Source organism: Streptomyces flaveolus, from assembly GCF_014648815.1.
Lineage (GTDB): Bacteria > Actinomycetota > Actinomycetes > Streptomycetales > Streptomycetaceae > Streptomyces > Streptomyces flaveolus.
Genome location: NZ_BMRV01000011.1, coordinates 72,181 through 92,759, shown reverse-complemented (window position 1 = coordinate 92,759; position 20,579 = coordinate 72,181). Strand labels below are relative to the sequence as shown.

The following is a 20,579-nucleotide window of genomic DNA, read 5'->3' as shown; positions in this document are numbered from 1 at the left end:
GGTCGCTTGCGGTCGGTGCGGATGCGGTCGGTGCGGATGCGGTCGGTGCGGATGCGGTCAGATGCGGTTGGCCGCGAGCCCGCGGATGCGGACCACGGTCCGGCCGGTGTCCGCGTGCCGGGCCCGCCAGACACCGAGTGCCGGATCTCCTTCGAGCCGGACCCGTCCGCCCGCCGGTGCGTCGGCCGACGGGAAGGAGAGGTGGCGGATGACCAGCGGGTCGTGGGTGACGGACAGTCCGGGAGTGCGTTCGGCGACCGCGCGGACGATGTTCTCGAGCGCGGCGACCGGCACCAGGCACACGGGCGGCTGCGGCACCACCCAGAGGTCGGGTGCCGTGCAGTCGCCCGCCTCGGCGACGATCCGGTGCGGACCGTCGGGGCGCCAGCGCACCACCGGTACCACCCGCCCGTGCCAGCGGAGCACGGGCGCCGCGGTGAGCAGGGTGGTGCCGACGGTGCCGGCGCCGTGCCCGGTCCGCGGCCGTTGCGGAGGGGGCGCGGCGTCCTGCGCGGCGGCCGCGCCGGGTTCGCCGAAGACCAGCCGCAGGCGCGCGGTCTCCGCGTCGTCCGTGCCCGCCGGCGTGGCGCCGTCGGGCCCGACCCGCTGGAAGGTGACGTCCACCCGCCAGCGGCCGTCGGTGCCCTGTCGTGCCCGGGCGTCCCGGCGCAACCGCAGCGGCCCGCCGTCCGTGCAGCGCAGCACGCTCCACGGGACGCGCAGGTCCTCCACCGCGTGCAGGGCGTGGTCGGGCAGATCGGCGGGGGTCACCCACTCCGCGCCGCGCACGGCGCTCTCCAGCAACATGCCGAGCGGCACGGCGGGCGTGCCGTGGACGGTGAAGTCGCCGATCGCCGGGCTCGTCGCGGGGTCGAACGTGACGACGCAGCACAGGCGTTCGTGCGGCTGGAACACCTCCGGTTCGCCGAGGTGGAAGACCTTCGGGTAGGTCTCGGCGTACCCGGGCAGGGACGGCGGCACCGGGTAGCCGGTGGCCTGCACCGGGTCCAGCGCGCGGCCCAGCGGGCCGACGAAGGTGATCTCGCCGCGGCTGCCGGCCCGCAGCTCCGCCTGCCAGTGGTCCAGGCCCTCGGAGAGGTCGAGCGCGGCCATGTAGCGCAGGCTGGCCTCGAAGTTGGAGATCAGTCCCAGCCGGGCCCAGGTGGGCCAGGCCAGAGTCATCACCGGGTACGCCAGCTGCCGTTCGGCCCACAGGCCCAGGCGGGCCAGGCACTCGTTGGCGGCCGCGTAGTCGAACTGGCCGACCATGCCGCCGAGCCGTCCGGTGAGGGAGCCGACCGTGCACAGGAGTTTCAGCGGCCGGTCACGCAGGGCCTGCACCAGGTGGACGAAGGAGTCGACCTTGGTCGCGACCACGGCGACCACGTCGTCGTCGGACTTGTTGGGCAGCCGGGTCGGCCGGTCCACTCCCGCGTTGTGCACCACCGCGGTCAGGTCGGGCAGCCCGGCGACGAGCGTCCGCACCTGGTCCGGATCGGTGAAGTCGCACTGCCGGTACTCGAGGCGCAGTCCCTCGGCGCGTGCGGAGCGCAGGTGGCCGACGAGTTCCCAGGTGCTTTCGGCGTGCCCGATGTCGCGGCGGATCTCGGCCACGCCGCGCCCCTGCCGGTGCGCGGCCCACAGCTCGGCCCGGCGCTCGGTGAGCCGCTCGGGTGTGTGGTCGTCCCAGGTGTCCTCGGCGGGCGGCCGCCCGCGTCCGGTCACCACCACCCTCAGTCCGAACTCGGCGCACAGCCGCCGGGCCAGCGCCATGCCGATGCCGCGGCTGCCGCCGCTGACCAGCACGGTGTCGTCGGGGCCGAGGCGCACGGCGGGCGGACCGGGCCGCACGGCGTCCGGTGTCAGGGTCCAGCGCGCTCCGTCCCGTATCCCGATCTCGCTCAGGCCGGGGCGGCCCAGTTCGTCGCCCACCAGCCGGGGCAGGTCCGCGCGTTCGCCTAGGGCGATGTCGAGGACCCGCGCCCGGCAGTTGGGCAGCTCCCGGTGCAGCGTCTTGGCCAGCCCCGCCCACAGCCCGCCGAGCGGCTGGGCGATGTCGTCGTCGGGGTGGTATCCCATGCCGCCGCCGTGGTAGGTGACGGCGAGATAGGTGAGCCGCTGCGCCGAGGTCTCCCGGCTCCACTCCGTGTAGCAGTGCCGCAGTGCGTCGAAGGTGCGCAGCAGGGCCGTGCGCCACCGTCCGGTGCCGGCGTCGGCCGAGAACCGCTCGGCGAGCGTCAGGTCGACCAGGGTGTCGGGCACCGGGCCGGGGGTGGCGGAGGGGCCGGTCAGTACGGTCGCGCCCCGGGCGCGCAGCTCGTCGCGCACCCGTTCCGCGTCGTCCGCTGTACCGCCCAGGACCAGCACCCGGTGGCCGGCGAGGCCGTGGGGGCCGTCGGCGGCCGGGGCGGGGGTGAGCCGCCACAGCATGCGGCTCACCGGACGGGTCGTGGCGTCGGCTCCGCCGGCACCGGCCGTCGGCCGGTCTCCGGAAGGGCCGTCGAGGCGCGGGAGGTCCGCGAGCGTGGTCATGCGGTACGCCCCCCTGCCGCGGACGGGCCCTGCACGGGCGGACGCACCTCGCCGGTGGCCGGGTCGAGGTACCCGATCACGGTGGCGTCGAGGTCCTTCATCTGGGCCACGACGTGACCGCCGGGGGCGACGGCGACGAACCGGTTGCCGGACCGGGGCGCGGCCGAGAACCCGGGTTGAGTGACGTAGAGGTCCAGCGCTCCGTGGGTCTGCGCCAGTTCCAGGTCGTTGGCGCTCTGGTACAGGTCGATGCGCCGGACGGACAGCGGGGCGGCGACCGGGACGAGCCCGTCCACCGGGTCCAGCACCCCGGTCCGCGCCAGGGCGTCCAGCAGCACGGTGGGCATCAGGAACTGCCGCCAGGGGCCGGTCGCGGGATCCAGCTGTGGCCGGAACACCGCGCGGGCGCCCAGCCGGTGGCGCCGGGTGTCGGTGGTGGCCCGGAACGGTCCGCTCAGCAGGACCGGGGCCGACGGCACGTGGTACGGGTCCACGACGGGCTGCTCGCCCTCGCTGTCCCACCGCTGCCACTTGGGGGCCGTGGGGAAGGCGTCGGCGACCAGGACCCGCACGGTGAAGTGCGGTTTCCCGGACACCAGCAGCACCCCGGACGGGGCGATCACGTCGTGGGTGACGGAGACCTCCACGGTGGTGAGGTCGCCGACCCGCTCGGTGATCCGGGCCGTGATCCGCTTGGGCGCCTGGGAGACGCCCTCCCGGACCTGGAGGAAGTGCAGGAAGCGCAGGTCCTCGAAGGCGACCACGCAGCCGTCCGGTACGAGGGCGAGGGCGGCCTCTGCGGCGATCTCGGTGACGAAGGTCCCGGGCAGCGTCGCCGCTCCGCGCACCAGGTGCCCGGTGAGGTAGCCGTCGGTGTCCAGGTCGAAGGGGCACTCGAAGCGCACGGTGCCGTCACGGTCGCCGGCGTCCGCCGGGATCGTACGGCGCAGGTAGAACCGGCCGCGGGCGGATCCGCCCGGCTCTGCGGCGACGGTCCGGGAGACGGCCGTCCGGGCGGGTGCGGCCGGGGCCGGCGGCGTGGTGGCGGTCGCCGGCCGCTCGGTGAGGTAGCCGGGGTAGAACGACTCCACCGTGGCCCGTTCCGCCGCCCCCATGTGCACGAGCGAGGGCGTGCGGTCCGCGGTGCCGAGTTCGGCCAGGAAGTGCCGGATGCCCTCGGCGACCGGCATGTGGCTGTAGGAGCCCGCCCGCTTGAAGTACTCGCGGGTCAGCTCGTCGGCGCCCATCCCGACCTCGTCCCACAGGGTCCAGCCGATGACGAACTCCTCGCTGCCGGTCGTCCGCGCGGCATAGGCGGCGGCCGTGGCCAGGTAGTCGTTGCCGGACGCGTAGTCCGGTTCGCCGCGCTGCCCGAAGTAACCCAGCAGGGACCCGAAGTCGCACCACAGGCGCGGCGGACGGCCGGCGAGCGCGCGGTGCAGGTTGCGGTGCGCGACCAGTTTGAGGTCGCGGATGCGCCGGAACTCGCCGAAGTCCTTGTCCTTGATGAGCGCGGAGCGGTTCAGGCCGGGCGCGTTGACGAGCAGATCGATCCGGCCGTGCGCGGCGTGGACGGTGTCGAGGGCGCGGCGGACCGACTCCTCGTCCCGGGCGTCGCAGTGCAGGTACGTCACCCGCCCCGCACCGCTGTGCCGGGCCATCCGCTCCAGGTTCCGACGGGCGGCACGCGCGTCGGCCATGCGGTCGAAACTCCTGTTGATCTCGGCGACCGTGCGGCCGCCCACCGCGAGCTGCTCACGGATGTGCCGGGCCCGGGTGGCCGTGAACTCCTCGTCCGTGCCCTCGAAGGTCGCGGCCGGATAGCTGTCGATCGGGTTGCTGCCCAGCGCGTAGACACGGCTGCCGTACCGCTCGGCGACCGCCGTGAGCAGTTCGGCGGTGATGCCGCGGGCCCCGCCCAGGGCGACCACCACGGACTCCCGGTCCAGCGGGTCGGGGCGGTCCGCGGCGGCGGTGGCCGGCCGTGCGGTGAGGGTCGGCACCCGGCGCTCTTCCCCGGTGCGGTGGACGACCGGGAAAGGCCGCTCGCAGGCACGCTCGGCGGCGATCAGCTCCGCCGCCTCCTCCGGGTCCCCGGTGGCGGTCAGCAGGGCGAAGCAGCCGGCGTCCGGACGTTCCAGGCGCACGCACTTCAGCAGACCGGTGAAGAGCCCGGCGAGCGGGTGGACGGCGCCCCGCGGCTCGGCACCGAGCAGGGCGAACACCACGGAGGCGGGCGCCTCGCCGAGGTCGGCGTAGCACTGCTGCACGACGAGGAAGGCCAGGTCGTGCAGGGCGGTCAGACCGGGGTGGTCCGCGGTGAGCGCCGTGCGCGGCGGCGCGGACGCGGTCAGATCCGTGACCAGGACGACATGGCGCACCGGGCGGCCCAGCGCGGCCAGGGCCCCGCGCACGCCCTCGGGGGTGCCGGTCACCTGCCGTACCGCGGGCCGCTCGCCCGTGACGGGCGTGGTGCTGAGCACGGTGCAGTCCGCGGCGCTCCGGGCGAGCCGCTCGGCCAGGCCGGGGCGGTCGGTGAGGATCAGCGCGCCGTCGGGCACCGCGGCGGGGACCGGGCCGCCGGGCGCGGCGGGCGCCGGGGCCAGCGTGACGGCGTAGCGCTCGACCAGGTCGGCGGTGGGCCCCGCCACCGCGGTCACGGCCGCCTCGGCCGGCCGGATTCCGGAGTCCTGCGGGTCCGGTGCCGGCTCTCCCGCGGAGACGACGAGGTGGGTGGCCCGGTCCTGGCGGTTCTCCCGGCAGTGGACACGGGTGGTGGCGCCGGTCCGCTGGAGGGCGCGCAGGATCTGCGCCCCGCCGGCAGCGCCGAGATAGTGGCCGTAGCCGCCGCGTGAGCCGCAGTCGAGGACGTCCGGTGCGGTCCCGCCGGTGACGGCGTCGCGCACGTCGGCCTCGTCGACGATGCCGAGGATGCGCAGCCCGGCCTCCCTGGCGGCGCTCTCGGTGGTCAGACCGAACAGGAAGGCCCCCTCGGCCGGTTGCACCGGCTCCTCGAACACGTCGCCGAGCAGGCCGCCGAGTTCGGGCAGGCTGTTGCCGTTGATCCCGCCCGCGAGCACGAAGTCGAGTTCACCGCTGCGCAGATACCGGACGGCCGTCGCGAACGCCGCCACGGTCGAGGCGAGTCCCGCGTCCACGGTGATGTTGGGGCCCTTGAGGTCGAAGTAGTTCGCCACGCGGGCCGAGATGATGTTGGGCATCATCCCCGGGAAGGAGTCCTCGTTCGACGGCGGAACCAGTGAGCGGACGCGGTCGCGCATCCGCTCCAGCAGCGGCGTGAGCTGCGCGGTGCCGGCGAGTTCGGGGTCCTGGCGCAGGGCGTGCTCGATGTCGTCGAGGTAGCAGCGGTTGGCGTAGAGCATGGCGGCGCGGGTGGGGCCCATGTGGCCGACCACGACACCGGTGCGCTCGGTGTGCCGCTGCCAGAAGTCGCCCAGCTGGTCGCGCAGGTCGTGGGCGCAGGCCAGGATCATCAACTGGCAGCGGTCGATGGTCCGCACCGTGGCGGGGGGCATCCGCACCTGCTGGAACGGCGGCGCCGGGTACTGTTCCCCGAAGCTCCGCTCGACGTCCCGGTCACCGGAGAGCCACTGCAGGACCTGGTCGCGGTCCTCGACCCCCGGCAGCTTGACCGACCAGCCCACCACCGCGATGCGGTCGGCGTCGGACCGGGCCGCGGCGGCCGTACGGCCCCGTGCCCCTTCGGCCGTGCGCTCCGTCCCCTCGGCGCCGCGGTCCGGCGTCTCCTCGCTCAGGATCAAGTGCGCGTTGGTGCCGCCGAACCCGAAGCCGGAGATCGCCGCCGTGCGTGCCCGGCCGGGGACGGCGGGCCACGGCCGCGGGCTGCTGGATATCTCCAGCCGCGTGCGGTCCAGTTCGAACGTCTTCGGGGCGGTGGCGAACCGGTACTGGCCGGGGACCGTCTCCCCCTGCAGCGCGAGGACGGACTCGATGAGCGAGACCACACCGGCGGCCCAACCCGTGTGCCCGATCAGCGACTTGTTGGAGGTGACGGCGGTGGAGCGGGTGTTGCCGTAGTGCTCCCGGAGCGTGGTGAACTCCGCGAGGTCGCCCGCCGGGGTACCGGTGGCGTGGGCGTTGACCCAGTCGACGTCGGCACCGTCGAGGCCGCCGGCCTCCAGCGCCCGCTCCACGGCCAGGTTCTGCCCGGTGGAGCTGGGCGCGTAGATCGCCTTTCCCTTGCCGTCCGAGGAGGACCCGAACGCCTTGAGCACGCCGAGGACCCGGTCCCCGTCGGCCCTGGCCCTGCTGAGGCGCTTCAGTACGACGACACCGGCGCCGTCGGCGAAGATCACGCCGTCCGCGTCGGCGTCCAGCGCGTGCACCGCGCCACGCTGGGACAGGCCCTTGAGCTTGGAGAACAGCACGGTCCCGCGCGGGGCCAGCGCGAAGGCGCCGCCGCACACCGCGATGTCCTGCTTGCCCATCAGCAGGCCCTTGATGCCGATGTCGATGGCGTACAGCGAGGAGGAGCAGGCCGTGTCGACCATCTGGAGCTGGGTGTCGTCCGGCAGGATGCCCGCCATCGCGGTGTGGCCCACCTGGTGGGGCAGGAACCGCGGGGCGTCGGTGGCACCCCGGTGGTAGCGGCCGGACAGGACCTGGTCGACGCGGCCCACGAGGCGGGCACGGGCCTCCTCGGTGAGGTCCAGGCCGGCGGCGATGTCCGCGGTGAGGTGCCTGGCCGCGTTCAGGACACCGGCTTCCTCCAGGTGCTGGCTGCCGTCGGCGGTGTAGCCCACGTGGAAGGAGAAGCGGTCGGTGTCACCTACGCGCACCCCGTCCAGGGCCTGGACCAGCGAGTGGCGCAGCCACAGGGTGGTCAGTTCGGTCTCGTCCGGTGACGGCGACAGGCCGTCGAGGACGGCGCGGCCCGGCTCGAAGTCGGTGATGAACACGCAGGTGTCCTGGTAGGACTTGTCCTCGGCCGACCGGTCCGGCGAGGAGAACTGGGCCCGGTCCCAGCGGTCCTCGGGCACCTCGATGAACAGCTCACGGCCGGTGGTGCGCAGGTGCCAGAACGCCTCGGGACTGTCGGCTCCGCTGACGACGAGCCCCATACCGACGACGGCTATCTCGTCGTCCTCGGGAACCTCCGCGTGCGCCTCCGGCGAGGCGGGCAGGGGCGCGCCGGAGGCGATGCCGGCCCCGGCCCGCACCGGCACGCCGGTTTCCGCCCCGGCAGACGCGGCCGGGGCAGACGCGACCGCGGCAGGAGCCGCCGGGGCGGGAGCCGCCGGGGCGGGAGCCGCCGCAGCAGACGCGACCGCCGCAGGAGCCGCCGCGGCAGGCGTGGCCGGGGTCGGTGTGGGCTCCGGCTCGGTCGTGGCCTGGGCCGGCGCGGGTACCGCCGCCCCGACCGCCGTAGCGGCCGCCGTTTCCGTGGCCGTAGCCGCCGGATCCGGGGCGGTGGTGGCCGCCTCGGGTGCGAGAGCGGCCGGCGCGCTCGTGGGCGGCGAGAGCAGCGGTGCCCCCAGGGACAGGCCCCCGTCGGCCAGGACGACCTGACCGGTGATCCAGCGGGAGCGGTCCGAGGCGAGGAAGGCGACGACCTCGGCGAACTCCTCGGGCGTGCCCAGACGCCCCAGCGGAGTGCTCGCCGCGACGGCGTGCTGCATCGCCCCGGCGTCGGGGAAGGCGTCGGCGACCTCGCTGAGGAGCATCGCCGCCGATGCGGTGTTCACCCGGATGCCGAACGCCGCGAACTCGACGGCCAGATAGCGTGCGGCGGCCTCGACCGCGGCCTTCGCGGGTGCGCAGGCCAGGTAGTTCGCCATCACGAGCTGGGAACAGCCCAGGGCGGAGATGTTCACGATGGAACCGCCGCCTGCCCGCCGCATCAGCGGGAGGGCCGCCCGGGCACACCGCAGGCCGCCCTTGAGGTTGGTGTCGAGGGCCTTGTCGAGATGGGCGTCGGTGACCTCGGGGCCGGGGACGAGCGCCCCGTCGGCCGCGTTGTTGACGAGGATGTCGAGCCGGCCGTACCGCTGCTCGATCTCCGCGAACATCCGCTCGACCTGCTCGGGGCGGGCCACGGAGGCGCGGAGCAGGTCCACCTCAGCACCGCGGGCGCGCAGTTCGCGCTGGGTCTCCTTGGCCTGCTCGTGCGAGTGGAAGTAGTTGACGAGGACATGGGCCCCGTGGTCGGCGAGGGTGGCCGCGATGGCCTTGCCCACATTACGGGCGCCGCCCGTGACCAGTGCGATCTTGCCGGTCAGGTCCTGCATGGACGTGGCTCCTCCGGTCCGCCCGCTCACGCCGAAGCGCCCTGGAGCCGATGGCCGCTCAGTTCGTGGTGGATGAGGTCGGCGATCCTGTCGAGGGTCTCGTAGTCCGCCAGCCGGAAGTCCGCACCCCGCGCCGGCAGCCCGTAATGCTCCGACGCCCGCGACAACAGCTCCACCTGCTTCACCGAGTCCACCCCCAGCTCCGCCTCCAGCAGCACACCCGGCGTGAACACCTCCTCCGGGTACTCCAACGCCTGCGCGTACAGCCCCCGCACCGTCGCGAACACCTCGTCCCGCTCCGGCACACCGGCCGCCGCCGGCTCCGCACCGGCATCCGGCCGCTCGGCCGCGACGATGCCGCGCAGGGCGCCGAGCTCGTGGTGGATGAGGTCGGCGATCCTGTCGAGGGTCTCGTAGTCCGCCAGCCGGAAGTCCGCACCCCGCGCCGGCAGCCCGTAATGCTCCGACGCCCGCGACAGCAACTCCACCTGCTTCACCGAGTCCACCCCCAGCTCCGCCTCCAGCAGCACACCCGGCGTGAACACCTCCTCCGGGTATTCCAACGCCTGCGCGTACAGCCCCCGCACCGTCGCGAACACCTCGTCCCGCTCCGGCACACCGGCCACCGCCGGCTCCGCACCGGCATCCGGCCGCTCGGCCGCAGCGGCCGCGTCGTCCCGCGGCGTGGCACGGAAGTCCGACAGGCGCTGGTTGACCAGGGTGGTTATCTCGTGGCCGGTCGTGGTCCAGAAGGTGGAGAACTCGGCGGCGCTCAGCTCGGGGGCGAGGTACTGGCGCAGGGACTCCAGTCCGTCGTCGGCCGCCAGGCCCGCCCGCCGGAGCTCGGCCAGGGTGTCGGGCAGCCGCAGGGTGTTGCCCCGGCCCACGGACAGCGTGGACAGGGCGGTGAGGTCGTCCGGGCTGTGCAGGACCTTGGGCACCAGCGAGGTGAGGGTGGCGCGTCCGCCCGCCTCGACGAACGTGCGCGCGCCGCGCTCGTGGAGGAGGGTGATGGCCGAGGAGAACCGCACCGGCAGCGTGAAGTGGTCGGCGAGCCGGTCGCCGAGGCTCTCGTCCTGGTCGTAGAAGCGCTGCAGCACCGGCGAGTACACGGGCACGTCCAGCGGGCCGCGCGGCAGGTCCCGTACGGCGGCGGCGAAGTCCGGTGCCGCGGAGGCGAGCGACGGGTTGTGGAACGCGAACGCGGCGTCCAGTTCGGCGCAGCCGATCCCGAGCTGCTCGGCGATGACCTTGATCTGGTCGATGGCCTCGCGGGGACCGCTCAGCACGGTCTGGGTGTCGTGGTTCTCGGTGGCGACGGCGACACGGTCGTTCTCCACGAGTCCGATCAGGTGCCGGGTACGGCCCGGTGAGGCGGCGAGCGCGAGCATCGCTCCGGTGCCTCCGTCCCGCCCGGCGATGGCGGCGGTGCGGCGCAGCACGATCCGGGCGCCGTCCTCGACGGAGTACCCGCCCGCGGCCACCAGCGCCGTGATCTCGCCGAGGCTGTGGCCGACGAGGACGGACGGCCGTACGCCGTGCTCGGTCAGCACGCGGTGGGCCGCCAGGCCGGCCCCGTAGATGGCGAGCTGGGACAGCCAGGGCTCGTCCCCCAGCAGCTCGCTCAGTTCCACCGGGGTGTCACGGAACAGGGTGGTGGACAGGTCCCGGCCGTGGATCTGCCGGCTGACGGTGTCGATCCGTTCGAAGACGGCCCGCACCTGCGGGTAGCCGTCGGCCGCGCGGCTGAGCGCGGCACCGTCGAAGCCGCCTTGGCCGGGGAAGAGAAGAACGGGGCCGGCAATCTGCTGCGTACCGGTCATGGTGGGAATCCTCCAGAACGAGGTGTCACGGGCTGCCCCGAGCGCCGCACTACGGCGTCGACGCGCGTGCGTGTCGTGGGGTGGGGAAAGGCCGGGCCGTACGGGGCGCGCGGCTCAGGCGGCCGTGCTGCGCAGAAGGAGCTCGCCCATCAGGCCGAGCCGCGCGGCCAGCATCCGGTCGGCGAGCCGGGCCGTGGCCTCCGGCCGGCCGGGAACGGCGTGCAGCAGCCAGCGCAACACGCGGATGTTCCGCGGCAGTCCGCCCTCTTCGTCGAGGAAGTCGAACAGCTCGCGGAAGGTACGACGGGAGTAGAACTCGGTCGGCGGAACGACCGTGGCGAACAGGCCGATCATGCCCCGCGCGTGCCAGGGGCTGCGGCTCATGGCCTCGATGAGCGCCCGCTCGTCCAGCGTGTGGTCGAGTATGCGCGCGTAGTCCCGGGTGTAGTCGTAGTGGTCCCGGACGAGTTCGTCCCGGGCGCGTGCGTACGACGCCAGCTCCGGGTGCATGCCCTGGCTGCCGGACAGACCCCGGTGCACGGCGTCCGCGAGGAGTTCGGCGCCGAGCACGGCGTGGGTGATGCCGGACGCGGTGATGGGGTCCCGGGTCGCGGAGGCGTCGCCGACGAGGGCCCAGCCCGGGCCGTGCGGCGTGCGCAGGAAGTTGGGGACGGAGCCGGTGAGCCAGCGACCGGCCCGCCGGCCCGCCCGGACCTCCTCCGCGAACTCCGGGTCGGCGTCGGCCAGGGCGGCGAGGACCGTCCGGTCGGTCGCCTCGTCGCTGCCCGGCGAGGGGAAGTCCGCCGTGGGCCAGGCCACTCCGACGATGGACAGTCCGTCGTGGGTCGGCCAGGTGAAGGGGTGGCGGCGGTTCTTGCGGTAGGTGCGGACCAGGGAGGGCTGGGCCGGCCCCTCCCAGTACGTCCAGAGGCTCTTGCTCAGCACCGGTTCGGCGCGGTACTGCTCGGCGCCGGCCAGCCGGGCCACCTTGGAGTTCTTGCCGTCGGCACCGATGACGACGGCTGCCTTCTCCCGGAAGCGGCCCGAGCCCTTGCCCGTGCCCGCGACACCGACGACGGTGCCGTCGGCGTCGCGCAGCAAATCCTGGACGGACGTCTCCTCGCGCACTTCGACGCCGGCGTCGGCCGCGCAGCGCACCAGGGCCTCGTCCAGCTTGACGCGGGACGGCGACAGCGCGTAGTCGACGTCCTCGACGGCGGGCAGCCGGGCCTCCAGCCGGACCGGCCCGCTTTCCAGGCGGTAGCGGCTGATCCGCGGAACGGTGGGGTCGCCCAGCCGGTCCAGGACACCCCATTGCTCGAGCCGCTGGACGCCCGGCGGGTGGATGAGATTCGTGGACGACGACGTCGGGCTGGGAAAACGCGCCCGGTCGACCAGCAGCACCCGGTGGCCGAGCCGCGCCAGCAGCATGGCCGTGGATGCGCCGGATATTCGCGCGCCTACAACAATGGCGTCGTACACGAAAGTCCCCCGTTCGCCGACAAATACCTCCGGATGAGATCCGGCGCCAGCAGCGTAACAACACGCCCCGACCGTCCGTCAATCATTTATTGACCCGCCCACCATCTGCGCATTCTCACCCGCCGAGAAAGCCGGTCCGCTTTCTCGGAGGTCGAGAAAATGCGCCGGCCACCGCGAAGCCTTTTCGTTTCTCATGTGCCGAGAAAAGGGGTTCCCATTGCAGAAAATCGGCACGCTCCCCGCTACTCTGCGTCCGGTACCACTGATTCCGGGCACAGCCGATTCCAGTACTGCCGGTACGGGCCGACACAGCGGAGTGAGCAGAGTTGGACAGCGCGCAGACCCCTTTCCCTGACAGCCAGGTCGCGGGCGTGGGCCCGGAACCGCATCCGTGGATCACGCCCGCCCTCGCCCTGCTGGGCAGCTGGCGCGGGTCCGGCAGCGGTGGATACGGCACCCTGGCCGCCGGCTTCTCCTACGAGCAGGAGATCACCTTCAGCCACGACGGCCGGCCCTTTCTGCGGTACGAGGCGCGTGCCTGGCTGACCGACGCCGAGGGCCGGCCGCAGCGGCCTTCGGGGCGCGAGACCGGCTGGTGGCGGGTCGGCGCCGACGGCTACCTCGAGGCGGTGGTCGCCCATCCCCTCGGGATCGTGACCACCTACGTCGGCCGGATCTCGGGCGATGAGATCGAGATGGCGTCGCGGGACATGGCCGTCACTCCGCTGGCGAAAGAGGTCACGGCCTCCCGGCGCCGGCTCACCCTGCACGGGGACGAGCTGACGGTCGTGCAGGAGTTGGAGGCGGTCGGGCAGCCCCTCCAGCAGCACCTGTCGGCCCGTCTGCGGCGCCGGCCCGTCTGACCGGGCCGAACGAGGTGGAACTGTGGTGGTGGCGGCCCGGCACGCCGGTACCCGAGGGCTTCGCCGAGCTGCTCGACACGTCGGAAAGCGCACGTGCCGCCGCCTACCGCTTTCCGGCGCACAGCGCCCGGTTCATCTGGGCGCGGGCCTTGGCGAAGCGGATCGTGGGCGCTGCCGCCGGGGTGCCCGCCCAGGACGTACGGCTGGCCCGGGAGCCCTGCCCCGGCTGCGGTGATGCCGGGCACGGCCCGCCGGTGGCCGAGTTCGCGGACGGCACGGCGCACCTCAGCCTCTCGCACAGCGAGGGCTATTCGGCCCTGCTCCTGTCCCCACGTCATCCGGTGGGCCTCGACATCGAGCGGGTGCGACCGATGCCCGTGGACGTCCTCGCACCGACGACCCTGGGCGGCACCGAACGGGCCTTTGTGTTCGACGAGCCCCCGGGCCCGCGCCGCTCGCTCGCCTACCTGCGCTGCTGGACCCGGAAGGAAGCCGTGCTCAAGGCGGCGGGCACCGGGGTCGTGGGCGACCTCACCGAGCTCGGCGTGCGGCCGTGGGAACGGACGGCGCGCCTCGCGCACGGCACGGGCCGGCGCGCGGGCGACTGGTGGGTGAGCGACCTCAGGCCGGTTCCCGGCCTCCTGGCGGCGGTGGCACGACCGGCCGCCGCCGGGGACGAGCCCGTGGTGGTGCACCGGGCCGAGGCGGCGCTGTCCGGTCCGACCGGCCACATGGCTTGATGACGTGCCCTCGCACACCGGACGGACCCGCCCATTCCGCGTGCTGCGCCGCGACATTCGGCGGTCCGCCCCGAGTCGGAGCATTGCCACGGCAAATTCCAGCCGAATCCGTTAGGGAGTGAGTCCCGTCACATCCGGACTCGTCGGCTCCCCTGTACCGTCCTTTCGAACGCGCCTGACTTGCGTGTCGGATACGGGGACCGTCCACCCACCAGCACGGCAAAGTGGTTGAACGAAGAAGAATACGGGGGCTGTGACATGCATTTCGCGCCATTGGCAACTCACCCGACAGCATCACCGCCGGACACATGCCACACACCTCGGCGTTTCCCGCCACGACGCACACAAATCCGTCACTGACATCACTCAGGGACTCTGATGCCCGCCGGCTGCGGGCTGCCATTTTCCGTGTCGAGAGGTCATATCGTGCGCCATGGTGCCGTCCATCAGTCCGGAACCACACGGACTCATTTTGCCGCACCCCGGCAGAACAAACACAAAAGCCAATCCACCGACACATCGCACACCGCCGGGACGAGCCATGCCGAGCGCGTGTTCCGCGTGCAGCACGCCTTCACCCAGCTCGGCGGCGAGGTGCACGGGCTCGCGGAACTGGCCCGGGCCTCCTCGCTGGACGACTCCACCGTGTACCGGATCCTCCGTTCGGGTATCCAGCAGGGCGCGTTCGTCCAGGTCTCCCGGGGCCGGTACCGGCTCGGTCCCGCCGCGGCGCGGCTGGGCACCCAGGCGCTGACGCCCCGGCTGGACCATGAGGCGCTGAGCGACTGCCTGGAACAACTGCGCCTGACGGCCGACGGCGGGATGGTCTTCCTGTACGGCCTGACCAACCTGGGCCACCCGCAGCGGCACTGCATCGACATGGCGGTGGGCTCCCACGACCTGACCGAGCTGGGCATGTCGCCGCGGGAGATCATGCGGGTCAACCGCTCGCTGCGGATCGGCGCCTCGGGCCGGGTGATCCTCGCCCACCTCTCCGACAACCTGCAGCACCGGGTGCTGGCGGAGCAGTTGCCGTCGGCCGTCGGCCCGGGGGTGTACCGGGACCGGAACCAGCTGCTCGCCTCCCTGACGGAGATCCGGGCCAAGGGGTACGCGATCGGTCTCCAGGAGTGCGCACGGGGCTGGGACTCCTTCGCCGCACCCGTGCTGTGGGACGGCACCGTGCTGGGCTCGCTCGTCCTGCTGAAGCCGACCCACCTTCCGGCGGCCGCCCGTGACCGTTGCGTCCTGGCCGTCAAGTCCGCGACGGCCGAGGTGAGCCGGCTGATGGGAGTGCCGGAACCACAGCCGCGCGGCCGGATCGCCTGACCCCCGGCCCTCCGGCTCCCCGCAGGTGCTTCGCACGGTACCGCCGCCCGGTCCACGCGAAGCACCTGCGCGGTCCACGCGGTCAGCGTGCCGGGACGGCCCGCTCCTCGGCGGGAGCCTCCCCGCCGTCCGCCTCGGCCTGCCGCTGCCCCCGCCGGATCAGCAGGTACCCCGCCTCGCCGATCAGCAGGCCCGCGACGACGATCGCGGCGGACGGCACACCCAGGTAGCGCATGTCCACGCCGCGGTCGAGGAAGAAGTGGCCGATCACCGGGGCGAGGGAGACACCGGCGTAGTTCGCCGAGGAGCTCAGGGAGATGGACATCTGCGCGACCGCGGGGTTCACCCCGGCGAGCCGGTGCTGGATCGGGACGAGCATCGCCCATCCGCAGGCACCCCACAGCATCACGGCGACGAAGGCGGTCACCAGGTGCCGGCTGGTCCACGGGGTGGTGACGAACACGGCGACCGCGATGACGCCGGCCGTGTTGATCACGACGCGGCTGCCCAGCTTGTCGGTCAGGCGCCCGGAGGTCATGTTGCCGACGACGGCCGCGAGGCCCCAGGCGAACAGCAGCCAGGCCAGGGTCCGGCCGTTGCCGTCCGTGGCCGGGGCGAAGATCTGGCTGACGTAGGTGTAGAGGACGAACAGGCCGCTGTAGCCGACCAGGACCAGCAGCAGGGTCAGCGCGATCCTCGGATCGGTGACGGGCGACAGGCGTTGCTTCAGCGTCACCGCCGGCGGGCTGGGCACGGAGGGCAGGGCCAGGGAGATGGCGATCAGTGCCACGAGACCGACCGCGGCCACGAAGATCATGGTGCCGCGCCAGTCGGTGAATCCGCTGATCGCGGTGCCGATGGGGGAACCGAGGGCGGTGGCCGCGCTCAACCCGCCGAACAGGATGGACAGGGCGGTACCCCGTCGCTCCGGCCCGGCGAGCGCGACGACGACCCCGGCCGCGGTCGGCGTGAACATGGCCCCGCCGAGCGCGGCCATCACCCGGAAGCCCAGCGCCACCTCGAACCCGGGCGCGAGCCCGGTGCCGATGTTGCCCGCGATGAACACGAGCAAGCCGCTGATCAGCAGCATTCTGCGGGGCACGCGGGCGGCCACCGCCGCCACGACGGGCGAGAGGATGGCGTAGGACAGCGCATAGGCCGTGATCAGCTCCGCGCTGGTGGGCACGTCGACGTCGAGGTCCTTGGCCACGCTGGGCAGGATGCCGGCGACCACGAAGCTGTCCGTGCCGATGGCGAACATGCCGATGGCCAGCGTGACGAACCGTAAGGTGAGGCCTTTGTCTGTCTTTTCCATAGGGATCCCCATCGTTGACAACGGAAGCCGGGGGCGGCTGAACTAACGGCGAATTCACGATTTCACCGTTAGTCGCTGTCGACCTTATCCCAGCCTCACGGAAACTCTCAAGTGCTAGCGTTAGGACATGGACGCTGCCGAATCCTCCACCGCGACGCCCCTGCCGCAGACTCCCGGCGAAGACCGGCACGGCGCTCTGGCACTGGTCAACACGGAGTTCAGCCGGCCGAGCGGCCCGTACGACGGCCTGCGCGACGCGGAGAGCGCGGCCGCCTGGCTGAGCGACCGGGGGCTGGCCCCCTCCGGTGCCCGGATCGGCGCTCGGGAACTGGATCAGCTGCTCGAACTGCGGCGCTCGCTGAGGGAGTTGCTCGACGCCCACCTCAGCGGTGGGTCCCCCGACCCGGCCGCCCTGTCCACGCTCAACAGCGCGCTCGCGGCGGCACCCGCCGTCCGTGCGGTGCGCTGGGAGGAAGCCGGTCCGGTGGCTGCGGTGTGCCGCCCGGCCGGCGAGCCCGTCGGAGCGGCCCTTACCGCACTGGCCGAGGACGGCGTGGAGCTGCTGACCGGCCCCCCGAGCGGGCGTCTGTCCTCGTGCGGAGCGCCGGGCTGCACCCGTCTCTTCGTCCGCAATCACGGCGCCCGCCGCTGGTGCTCGGACCGCTGCGGCAACCGCGTCCGCGCCGCACGCCACTATGTCGACCACCACTCGGCCCGAGGCCGTGCGGTCTGATCGGTTGCCCCTGTGCCGAGTTGACCAGCGCGCTACGGAAAAGAGGCCGGTCCCCCGCCAGCACCCGGGACGGTCACTCCGTACGCACGAACACGCTCAACCGGTAGGTGGTCGGCTGCGACAGGCGCCCGCACAGCGTGTCGATCCTCGTCATCGCCCAGTCGATCTCCGCCGTCGCTGACCTGGCATCGGCCCATGATCGATGTCCCGGCTCCACCACCGCAAGGCCGACCGGCCCCCGGTACTCAACGACGACAGGAGACGCCGGCCGCCGCGCCCGCCCTCGGGTGAGCCTCCCTCACCACCCCCGCCGGGTCAGCAGGGTTCCGTCCGCGAGGGGCTCCGCCGCCAGGTGCGGGTAGTCGGCCAGGACCGGCGCGGTGGGGCCCGGGGTCCAGGTCAGGAAGCCGACGGGCCGGCGCTTCCGCGCCTCGCTCCGCCCCGTGTCCAGCAGGGAGTCGGCGAACGTCACCCACTCCGGCTGCCACACCTCTGCCACCGCCGTCACCAGGCCCCGGACGGTGTCCGGGCCGTAGCGCCGCGCCGTCTCGGGGGCGGGCTCCGGGAAGAAGAGCGCGACGCTGTTCCAGGTGCCGGGCCCGTGCCGGTGTGCGCCGCAGCAGATGCTGAGGGACAGGCTCCGGTCCGAGGAGAGAAGGGGCAGCCGGAAACCGACGTACTCGGGAGGGTCTCCGTCGTCCCGCCGGCACTGCCGCACGAACCGCTCCGCCTGCGCCACGTCGGGTCCCAGGCGCCACGCCTCGGGCGGCAGCGTCTCCTCCCCGACCAGGCCGTCCCACCCGGCCAGCGCCGGGTGGAGCGCCGCCAGCCGGGTCAGGAACGCCGCCAGCCGCTCCGCGCACTCGGGTGCGGACTCGGCCCGGTCGCCCCAGCGGGCCAGCACATGACTGAACTCGTGTGTCATCGCCGGGCAGGCTACGTCACGCCCCGCGCCGGCGATGCCCGTGGGGGTCAGTCCTCGTGCCCGAGCTGCAGATCCCGTTCGGTGCGGCCGCCGCCCGCGACCTGGAGCACGGTGGCGACGGGCGGGTAGCCGGCGGCGATGACGGTGTACTCGCCGGACGACAGGTCGACGAAGCGGAAGGTGCCGTCGGGGCCGGTGGTCAGCGTGTCCACGACGTTCCCGGCCGCGTCGAGGAGCGTCACGCGCGCGTCCTCCACGGCCCGTCCGCCACTGGCCCGCACGGTGCCGCGCAGGACGGCCCCGCCGGCCAGTTCGACGTCCTGCCGGGTCTCGCGGGCGGCCTGGACACTGACCGGCAGGGCGGCCGGGCGGAAGGCGGGCGCGCTGGCGGCGAGGGTGTACTCGCCGGCCACCAGCTCGGTGATGACGTAACTGCCCTCGCGGGCACTGCGGGTGGTGGCCACGACCTCGCCGTGGACGTTGGTGAGGGTGACGATCGCGTCCCGGACGGGGCTGCCGTCGGCGGTGACGACGCTGCCGGCCAGGCGGCCGGCGCCGCCGAGGACCACGTCCAGCTCGACCGGGCGCTCGCCCACGGTCACGGAGACCGCCTGCGGCTGGTGACCGCCGGCCGCGGCGATCAGGACGTACGCCCCGGAGCCGGGCGTGGCCAGCGCGTACCGTCCGTCGTCGCCGCTGGCGCCCCGGCCGATCTGCTGCCCGCCGACGTCGATCAGGGTGAGCGCGGCGCGGGGCACCACGGTGCCGTCGGGGTGCTGCACCGTGCCGCAGACGGCGATCCCGGCGGCGTAGGGCGAACGGGCCTGGGGGACGTGGGCGGTGGGCTGCGCGGTCTCGGGCTCGGTGACGGGGGCGTTGTGGGACACCAGTGGTTTCTCCTTGAGGAAGAAGGCGATGAGCAGGCCGAGGACGAGTACCGGCACCAGGTACAGGAAGATGCGCGGCATGGCGTCGGCGTACGCCTGGATGTAGGCGTCGCGCAGCGCCGGGGGCAGGGTGTGGACGAACTGCGGGGTGATGGACTCGGCGTCGGGCAGTCCGGTGCCCGCGCCGGCGGGGACGCGTTCGGCCAGGGCGTCGGTGAGCCGGCCCGCGAAAAGGGTGCCGAAGACGGCGGCGCCGACGCTGCCGCCGATCTGCCGGAAGTAGTTGTTGGCGCTGGTGGCGGTGCCGAGGTCGGCGGGGCGTACGGAGTTCTGCACGGCGAGGACCAGGACGGGCATCACCATGCCGATACCGGCGCCGAGGACGGCCATCCAGATGCTGTAGTGCAGCCGGGGCGTGTCGACGTCGAGGCGGGAGAGCAGCCACATGCCGAGGACGGACAGGGCCCCGCCGAGGATGGGGTGGATCCGGTAGTGCCCGGTGCGGCTGATGAGCTGCCCGGAGATGATCGAGGCTCCGACGATGCCGCCCATCATGGGGAGCATCAGCAGGCCGGACTCGGTGGCGGTGGCGCCGTCGACCATCTGGAGGAAGGTGGGCAGGTAGCTCGCGGCGCCGAACAGGGCGACGCCGACGACGAGGCCGACCAGCGCGGTGATGTTGAAGACGGAGTCCCGGAACAGGCGCAGCGGGATCAGCGGTTCGGGTGCGAAGCGCTCGGCGATCAGGAAGAGGACGGTGGCCGCGACCGCGCCGCCGGCGAGGCCGAGGATGACCGACGAGTCCCACGCGTACTCGGTGCCGCCCCAGCTGGTGAGCAGCACCAGGCAGGTGGAGGCGGCGGCGAGCAGCAGGGCGCCCAGGAAGTCCAGGCGGGGCTTGACGCGGGGCCGGGGCAGTTTCAGGACGACGGCGACGACGGCCATGGTGACGAGGCCGAAGGGCACGTTGATGTAGAAGCACCAGCGCCAGGAGAGGTGGTCGGTGAAGTAGCCGCCCAGCAGGGGCCCGGCGACCGAGGCGAGTCCGAAGGCGGCGCCGATCAGTCCCATGAACCGGCCGCGTTCCCGGGGCGGCACGATGTCGGCGATGATCGCCTGCACGCCGATCATCAGGCCGCCGGCGCCGGCGCCCTGCACCGCGCGGAAGGCGATCAGCTGGTCCATGGTCTGCGCGCGCCCGGCGAGCGCCGAGCCGATGACGAAGACCAGGATGGCGAACTGGAAGACGCCCTTGCGGCCGAAGAGGTCGCCGAGCTTGCCGTAGATCGGCAGCCCGACGGTGGAGGTGAGCAGGTAGGCGGTGATCGCCCAGGACATCTTGTCCAGGCCGTGCAGCTCGCCGACGATCTTGGGCAGCGCCGTGGCGACGATCATCTGCTCCAACGCGGCGAGCAGCAGCGCCAGCATCAGTCCGACGAAGACCAGCCGGACCCGGCGCGGGCTGAGCCCGGCGTCCCGTTCCGGCTCGGGAGCGGGGGCCTCGAGCGCCTCCGGGGGTGGCGCGGTGACCGGTTCGTCCTGCACCAGAGTGATCCCGCCCACGTACCGCTCCCCTCGTCGCACCTGCTCACTTTTGCCACCAGAGGCGACAACTACGAGCAAGTGCGACAAGTTACGGCGTACGGCGCGATCAGCCGAGGATCACTCGAACCGGTGAGAT

11 protein-coding genes are annotated in these 20,579 nt (G+C 73.1%); 4 read left to right on the top strand and 7 right to left on the bottom strand.

Annotation, left to right across the window (positions count from 1 at the left end):
* Positions 1–57: 57 nt before the first annotated feature.
* The 4 genes from IEZ05_RS23985 to IEZ05_RS23970 all read right to left on the bottom strand — a co-directional run bounded on the left by IEZ05_RS23985 (position 58) and on the right by IEZ05_RS23970 (position 12,106).
* On the bottom strand, positions 58–2,532 hold the full coding sequence (locus tag IEZ05_RS23985) for a KR domain-containing protein (protein WP_189232296.1): 2,475 nt from the start codon (positions 2,530–2,532) through the stop codon (positions 58–60).
* Positions 2,529–8,801: an SDR family oxidoreductase gene (locus IEZ05_RS23980; protein ID WP_189232295.1), complete on the bottom strand. Its 6,273-nt coding sequence runs from the start codon at positions 8,799–8,801 to the stop codon at positions 2,529–2,531. Before IEZ05_RS23980 ends, IEZ05_RS23985 begins: the two co-directional genes overlap by 4 nt.
* Before the next feature lie 26 nt (positions 8,802–8,827).
* Positions 8,828–10,624: an acyltransferase domain-containing protein gene (locus tag IEZ05_RS23975; RefSeq protein ID WP_189232294.1), complete on the bottom strand. Its 1,797-nt coding sequence runs from the start codon at positions 10,622–10,624 to the stop codon at positions 8,828–8,830.
* 114 nt (positions 10,625–10,738) lie between these two features.
* Positions 10,739–12,106: an NAD(P)/FAD-dependent oxidoreductase gene (locus tag IEZ05_RS23970; RefSeq protein WP_189232293.1), complete on the bottom strand. Its 1,368-nt coding sequence runs from the start codon at positions 12,104–12,106 to the stop codon at positions 10,739–10,741.
* Between the two features lie 326 nt (positions 12,107–12,432).
* Between IEZ05_RS23970 and IEZ05_RS23965 the strand changes: the two genes are divergently transcribed.
* The 3 genes from IEZ05_RS23965 to IEZ05_RS23955 all read left to right on the top strand — a co-directional run bounded on the left by IEZ05_RS23965 (position 12,433) and on the right by IEZ05_RS23955 (position 15,038).
* Positions 12,433–12,969 carry a heme-binding beta-barrel domain-containing protein gene (locus IEZ05_RS23965; protein ID WP_189232292.1) on the top strand — a complete coding sequence of 179 codons (537 nt, stop codon included), beginning with the start codon at positions 12,433–12,435 and terminating at the stop codon, positions 12,967–12,969.
* A gap of 14 nt (positions 12,970–12,983) precedes the next feature.
* Positions 12,984–13,709, top strand: coding sequence for a 4'-phosphopantetheinyl transferase family protein (locus IEZ05_RS23960; protein WP_189232291.1), 726 nt, complete (start codon positions 12,984–12,986; stop codon positions 13,707–13,709).
* Positions 13,710–14,261: 552 nt separating this feature from the next.
* Complete coding sequence (locus IEZ05_RS23955) at positions 14,262–15,038, top strand: IclR family transcriptional regulator (protein ID WP_229869830.1); 777 nt, start codon at positions 14,262–14,264, stop codon at positions 15,036–15,038.
* Positions 15,039–15,120: 82 nt separating this feature from the next.
* On the opposite strand, the gene IEZ05_RS23950 is transcribed toward IEZ05_RS23955, so the two are convergent.
* Positions 15,121–16,353, bottom strand: coding sequence for an MFS transporter (locus IEZ05_RS23950; protein WP_229869829.1), 1,233 nt, complete (start codon positions 16,351–16,353; stop codon positions 15,121–15,123).
* Between the two features lie 127 nt (positions 16,354–16,480).
* Here IEZ05_RS23950 and IEZ05_RS23945 point away from each other — a divergent pair, with 127 nt between their 5' ends.
* The gene (locus tag IEZ05_RS23945; RefSeq protein WP_189232289.1) at positions 16,481–17,086 is read left to right on the top strand and encodes a CGNR zinc finger domain-containing protein; all 606 of its coding nucleotides are present in this window, start codon (positions 16,481–16,483) and stop codon (positions 17,084–17,086) included.
* Positions 17,087–17,384: 298 nt separating this feature from the next.
* Here IEZ05_RS23945 and IEZ05_RS23940 read toward each other — a convergent pair whose 3' ends face one another.
* Both IEZ05_RS23940 and IEZ05_RS23935 read right to left on the bottom strand, forming a co-directional pair.
* Positions 17,385–18,011: an Imm52 family immunity protein gene (locus tag IEZ05_RS23940; RefSeq protein ID WP_189232288.1), complete on the bottom strand. Its 627-nt coding sequence runs from the start codon at positions 18,009–18,011 to the stop codon at positions 17,385–17,387.
* A gap of 47 nt (positions 18,012–18,058) precedes the next feature.
* On the bottom strand, positions 18,059–20,461 hold the full coding sequence (locus IEZ05_RS23935; protein ID WP_189232287.1) for an MFS transporter: 2,403 nt from the start codon (positions 20,459–20,461) through the stop codon (positions 18,059–18,061).
* Positions 20,462–20,579 lie beyond the last annotated feature (118 nt).

Bases quoted from the DNA above. Each gene is read 5' to 3' on its own strand.
- IEZ05_RS23950 (WP_229869829.1), bottom strand. From the start codon at position 16,353: ATGGAAAAGACAGACAAAGGCCTCACCTTACGGTTCGTCACGCTGGCC.
- IEZ05_RS23945 (WP_189232289.1), top strand. From the start codon at position 16,481: ATGGACGCTGCCGAATCCTCCACCGCGACGCCCCTGCCGCAGACTCCC.
- IEZ05_RS23980 (WP_189232295.1), bottom strand. From the start codon at position 8,801: ATGCAGGACCTGACCGGCAAGATCGCACTGGTCACGGGCGGCGCCCGT.
- IEZ05_RS23985 (WP_189232296.1), bottom strand. From the start codon at position 2,532: ATGACCACGCTCGCGGACCTCCCGCGCCTCGACGGCCCTTCCGGAGAC.
- IEZ05_RS23940 (WP_189232288.1), bottom strand. From the start codon at position 18,011: ATGACACACGAGTTCAGTCATGTGCTGGCCCGCTGGGGCGACCGGGCC.
- IEZ05_RS23975 (WP_189232294.1), bottom strand. From the start codon at position 10,624: ATGACCGGTACGCAGCAGATTGCCGGCCCCGTTCTTCTCTTCCCCGGC.